Below are 4,867 nucleotides of genomic sequence, written 5' to 3'. Positions count from 1 at the left end.
AGGGGTTTTGTCTTTGGGCTGAAAAAACCTTTCTAGCCTGCCTGTCGCTCAAGGCACCCCTTCCTGTTCGTCAAGAGCCCGCATTTCGAGCGCCGGGCCATTCGAACCGCAATCTCCAGCCTATGCCGGCCTCCATAAGATCACTAGAATAACCCCACGCACTTACTCAGAAGCGTCCTATGTCCAACCCCGTCGAGCCAGAAACGCTGGCTGATCTGCCACTCGAAGACCTGGTCGCATGCCATGAATGCGATCTGCTCTTGCGCAAACCTGTGATCCACCCCGGTGAAAAAGCGCTTTGCCCGCGCTGCGGCTACGAGCTCTATGCGCACCGGCATAATGTGGTCAACCGCAGCCTGGCGTTGGTGCTGACGGCGCTCGCGCTGTTCATCCCAGCCAATTTCCTGCCGATCATGCAGTTGCATCTGCTAGGCCAGACAGCGGACGACACGGTCTGGAGCGGCGTACTGGGGCTATATGATTCGGGCATGCAGGGGGTGGCCATCGTGGTTTTCCTGTGCAGCATGGCCATACCGCTGGCAAAACTGATGTGTCAGCTGGCCGTTCTACTGGCGATTCGGCTCAACACAGGGCGCAGGTTAGGTTTGTTGCTGTACAGAACCTATCACCACTTGCGTGACTGGGGCATGCTCGAGGTCTACTTCATGGGCGTGCTCGTGGCCATCGTCAAATTGGTGGACTTGGCAGAACTTACCGTAGGGGTTGGTCTGTTCTGCTTCATCAGCTTGCTGTTGATTCAGGTTCGGCTGGAGGTTGTCATGTCACCGCACCAGGTCTGGAGTGCGTTATCGGGGGAGGACCCGCATGCGGGCGATTGATGCAGGTATCGTTGTCTGCAACGAGTGTCATGAACTGAACAGGCAAACCACAGGTGACGCATCCCAAACGTGTATGCGGTGCGGTGCCAGGGTGCATCCGCGTCGACCGAACAGCATCATGCGCACCTGGGCGCTGCTCATCGCTGCATCCATTCTCTATATTCCGGCCAACGTGCTGCCGATCATGACCGTCAGCTCATTTGGTCAAGGCACGCCCGACACCATCATGTCGGGCGTCATCGCCCTGCTCAAGCACGGCATGGTTCCGATTGCGGCCGTGGTATTTACGGCCAGTATCCTCGTACCTACGTTCAAACTGGTAGGAATCGGTTTGCTCCTGTATTCCGTGCAGCGCAGACAGCCCCTGTCGGCGCGGCAACGGATCTGGATGTACCGTTTCATCGAATTCATAGGACGTTGGTCCATGCTCGACATATTCGTCATCGCCATTCTGGTGGCAGTGGTGAATTTCGGCAGGATAGCCAATGTCGAAGCCAATCTGGGCGCTGTCGCCTTCGCAACTGTGGTGATCCTGACGATGCTTGCTGCTTTGACCTTCGATCCCCGATTGATTTGGGATAACACGGAGTCGGATGACGACCATGAGTGACCTGCCAACGGCTAAAACCCGGCCTGCCTCCAATTGGTCGGCCATCTGGATCCTGCCCTTGATCGCGCTGATGATCGGAGGCTGGCTCGCATGGCAGGCTTACCGTGAGGCCGGGGTGCAGATCGAGGTGCGTTTCGAATCGGGCGAAGGCATCGTCGCCAACAAGACCGAAGTCATCTACAAAGGCATGCCGGTCGGTAAGGTCAAGAGTTTGGTACTCGATGCCGAGGGCGAGAATCAGGGTGTCATCGCCACCATCGAGATGAACCAGGCGGCTGAAGGGCACCTGAACAAAGGCACGCGTTTCTGGCTGGTCAAGCCGAGCGTCAGCCTGGCGGGCATTTCCGGCCTCGAGACGTTGGTATCGGGTAACTACATTGCCGTCAGCCCCGGAGAGGGTGAGCCAACCAAGCGGTTCACCGCGCTCAAGGTGGCACCGCCCCTGTCGGATTCCGAACCTGGTTTGCACCTCACCCTCAAGGCCGAGCGCCTGGGGTCGCTCAATAAAGACAGCCCGATCTTCTACAAGCAAATCCAGGTCGGCCGCGTGAAAAGCTACCGGCTTTCCGACGACCAGAGCACGGTCGAGGTAAAAATCTTCATCGAGCCTGCCTACGCGAGCCTGGTGCGCAAGCATACGCGCTTCTGGAACGCCAGCGGCGTCAGCATCGATGCCTCGCTATCGGGGGTCAAGGTGCGCAGTGAATCGCTGTCGAGTATCGTCGCCGGCGGCATCGCCTTTGCCACGCCAGAGCACCGCAAGGACAGCCCGCCTACCGACCCAAGCCTGCCATTTCGCTTGTACGAGGACTTCGATGCAGCCCAGGCCGGTATCCGGGTGAAAGTGAAGCTGAGCGACTACGAGGGCCTGCAGGCCGGGCGTACGCCTGTCATGTACAAAGGCATCCAGGTGGGCTCTCTGAAGACCCTGAAAATGGAGGACAACCTTGCCAGCGCCACTGCCGAGCTGACATTGGACCCGTTGACCGAAGACTATCTGGTGGAGGGCACTCAGTTCTGGGTGGTCAAACCTTCCATTTCCCTGGCGGGTATCACGGGCCTGGAAGCACTGGTCAAGGGTAACTACATTGCCATCCGCCCTGGGGAGAAAGGTGCTCGACCTGAACGGGAGTTCGAAGCGCGCGCCAAGGCGCCGCCGCTGGACCTGAAGGCGCCGGGCCTGCACATGGTGCTGTTCGCAGATACCCTGGGTTCACTGGAGGTGGGTAGCCCCGTAACCTTCAAGCAGGTGAAGGTAGGTAGCGTTCAAAGCTATCAGTTCGCCCGTGACAGCAACCGTATTCTGATCGGTGTTCACATCGAGAAAGAATACGAAAAACTGGTAAACGGCTCGACACGGTTCTGGAACGCCAGTGGTATTACCCTCACCGGTGGCCTGTCCGGCATCAAGATCAAGAGTGAGTCCCTGCAAACCCTGATGGCAGGAGGCATCGCCTTCGACACGCCAAGGCCCAATGTGCCGCTAAAGCGCCATATCCCGCGTTTCCGCCTGCATGAAAGCCAGGAGGCAGCCAACCGTGCCGGGACCCTTATCACGATCCGTGTGGAGCGCGCCGATGGGCTCAAGCCAGGCACCGCCATCCGCTTCCGGGGGCTGGATGTGGGCAGTGTGGAAAGTGTCGACCTTACCAAGGACATGCAGGCCGTGCTGTTGAAGGCACGTATTACCGAAGCTGCAGAGCGCATTGCCCGTGCCGGCACTCAGTTTTGGGTAGTCAAGCCATCCTTCGGCCTAGTGCGCACCGAAAACCTCGACACGCTGGTGGGCGGGCAGTACCTGGAAGTACAGCCTGCGGTCAAGGACAGGGGCCCGCAGCGTGACTTCATCGCACTGGCCGAAGCGCCCGAAGTTGCCGGGCCGGAGGTGGGGCTGCCAGTGACCCTCAGCGCACCTCGGTTAGGCTCCATCAAGCCCGGTGTGCCCGTGACATTCCGCGAGGTGGCGGTTGGCAAGGTGACCGACGTCGAGCTGGGCCAGAGTGCCGACAGGGTGCTGATCCACATTCTGATCGAGCCGCGTTATGCCAGCCTTGTACGAAGCGGCAGCCGCTTCTGGAACAGCAGCGGTTTCGGCTTCGACTGGGGCTTGTTCAAGGGCGCTACCGTGCGCACGGAGTCGCTGGAAACACTGATCGATGGTGGTATTGCCTTCGCGACGCCCGAGGGGGAACGCATGGGCACTCCGGCTCGGCCAAGGCAAACGTTCCCGCTGTTCGAGAAAGCTGAAGACGAATGGCTGCAGTGGGCACCCAAGATTCAGATCGCCAAGTAATGCAGGGTAGGGCCGCCATGCGGCCCTGCCACTTTACAGCGCGTGCGTTGAGCCGCGAGCCTGGCACTTCACAAAACCCAGGCATAAAAAAACCGACCCTGAGGTCGGTTTTTTGACTAGCGCGTCGCTTAGGCAGCTGCAGCTTCTTTCAGCGCCTTGATGTGGCCATTCAGACGGCCTTTGTGACGAGCAGCCTTGTTCTTGTGGATGATACCTTTGTCGGCCATACGGTCGATTACAGGTACAGCCAGAACGTAAGCGGCTTGCGCTTTTTCGGCGTCTTTTGCGTCAATGGCTTTGACTACATTCTTGATGTAGGTGCGGACCATGGAACGCAGGCTGGCGTTGTGGCTGCGACGCTTCTCAGCCTGTTTTGCACGTTTCTTGGCGGAAGGTGAGTTGGCCACCGTCGAGCTCCTCGAAAGACTTTAGGTAAATAGCAAACAAAATAGGCCGCGAATCATGCCGATCAGTCGGGCGGATGTCAAGGCCACTTGCAAGGTTCCGCCGAGCGGTGCGCCAACAAGCGGGAAAGATTCCTTTCTGCTGCGCGACCTGTACACTCGGGAATTTTTGGCTCCCCTGCGAAGGCGCGGGAGTATCGCACATTCGGACGCGCTCTGGCAGCGTCCTCTGTCATTGGCGTGAATCTTTTCGATGAACCTGCTCAAATCCCTGGCTGCGGTAAGCTCGATCACCATGATTTCGCGGGTGCTGGGTTTTGTCCGCGACACCATCCTGGCGCGTATTTTCGGCGCCGGCGTTGCCACCGATGCTTTCTTCATTGCGTTCAAGCTACCCAACCTGCTGCGCCGCATCTTCGCCGAGGGTGCGTTCTCCCAGGCATTCGTGCCTATTCTTGCCGAATACAAAAGCCAGCAGGGCGAAGAGGCCACGCGTACCTTCGTGGCCTACGTCAGCGGCCTGCTGACGCTGGTGCTGGCCGTGGTGACCGGCATCGGTATCCTGGCCGCGCCCTGGGTGGTGTGGGCCACGGCGCCTGGCTTCGTCGACAACGCCGAGAAATACCAGCTCACCACCGATCTGCTGCGGGTCACCTTTCCTTATATATTGCTGATCTCGCTGTCATCCCTGGTGGGCGCCATCCTCAACACCTGGAACCGC

Annotated in this window: 5 protein-coding genes; 4 read left to right on the top strand and 1 reads right to left on the bottom strand. The window is 59.0% G+C overall.

What is annotated here, in order from left to right:
- The first annotated feature begins 179 nt into the window (after positions 1-179).
- From B2S33_RS07625 to B2S33_RS07615, 3 genes are read left to right on the top strand one after another with little or no spacing between them, the layout of a single operon-like run.
- Complete coding sequence (locus B2S33_RS07625; protein ID WP_288650119.1) at positions 180-839, top strand: paraquat-inducible protein A; 660 nt, start codon at positions 180-182, stop codon at positions 837-839.
- Positions 826-1,449 carry a paraquat-inducible protein A gene (locus B2S33_RS07620; protein ID WP_028688058.1) on the top strand — a complete coding sequence of 208 codons (624 nt, stop codon included), beginning with the start codon at positions 826-828 and terminating at the stop codon, positions 1,447-1,449. Before B2S33_RS07625 ends, B2S33_RS07620 begins: the two co-directional genes overlap by 14 nt.
- Complete coding sequence (locus tag B2S33_RS07615) at positions 1,442-3,742, top strand: PqiB family protein (protein ID WP_027915687.1); 2,301 nt, start codon at positions 1,442-1,444, stop codon at positions 3,740-3,742. Before B2S33_RS07620 ends, B2S33_RS07615 begins: the two co-directional genes overlap by 8 nt.
- 128 nt (positions 3,743-3,870) lie before the next feature.
- Here the strand turns inward: B2S33_RS07615 and rpsT are convergent, their stop codons facing one another.
- On the bottom strand, positions 3,871-4,149 hold the full coding sequence (gene rpsT, locus B2S33_RS07610; RefSeq protein ID WP_023533220.1) for a 30S ribosomal protein S20: 279 nt from the start codon (positions 4,147-4,149) through the stop codon (positions 3,871-3,873).
- A 250-nt stretch (positions 4,150-4,399) separates the two neighbouring features.
- Between rpsT and murJ the strand changes: the two genes are divergently transcribed.
- Positions 4,400-4,867, top strand: a 468-nt coding sequence (gene murJ / locus B2S33_RS07605; RefSeq protein WP_288650118.1) for a murein biosynthesis integral membrane protein MurJ, incomplete at its 3' end; no start/stop codon positions are given.

Origin of the sequence: Pseudomonas sp. UBA5568 (assembly GCF_002425525.1) — a bacterium.
Lineage (GTDB): Bacteria > Pseudomonadota > Gammaproteobacteria > Pseudomonadales > Pseudomonadaceae > Aquipseudomonas > Aquipseudomonas fulva.
The sequence above is the reverse complement of the archived record's forward strand: the minus strand, read 5'-3'. Positions and strand labels throughout refer to the sequence as shown.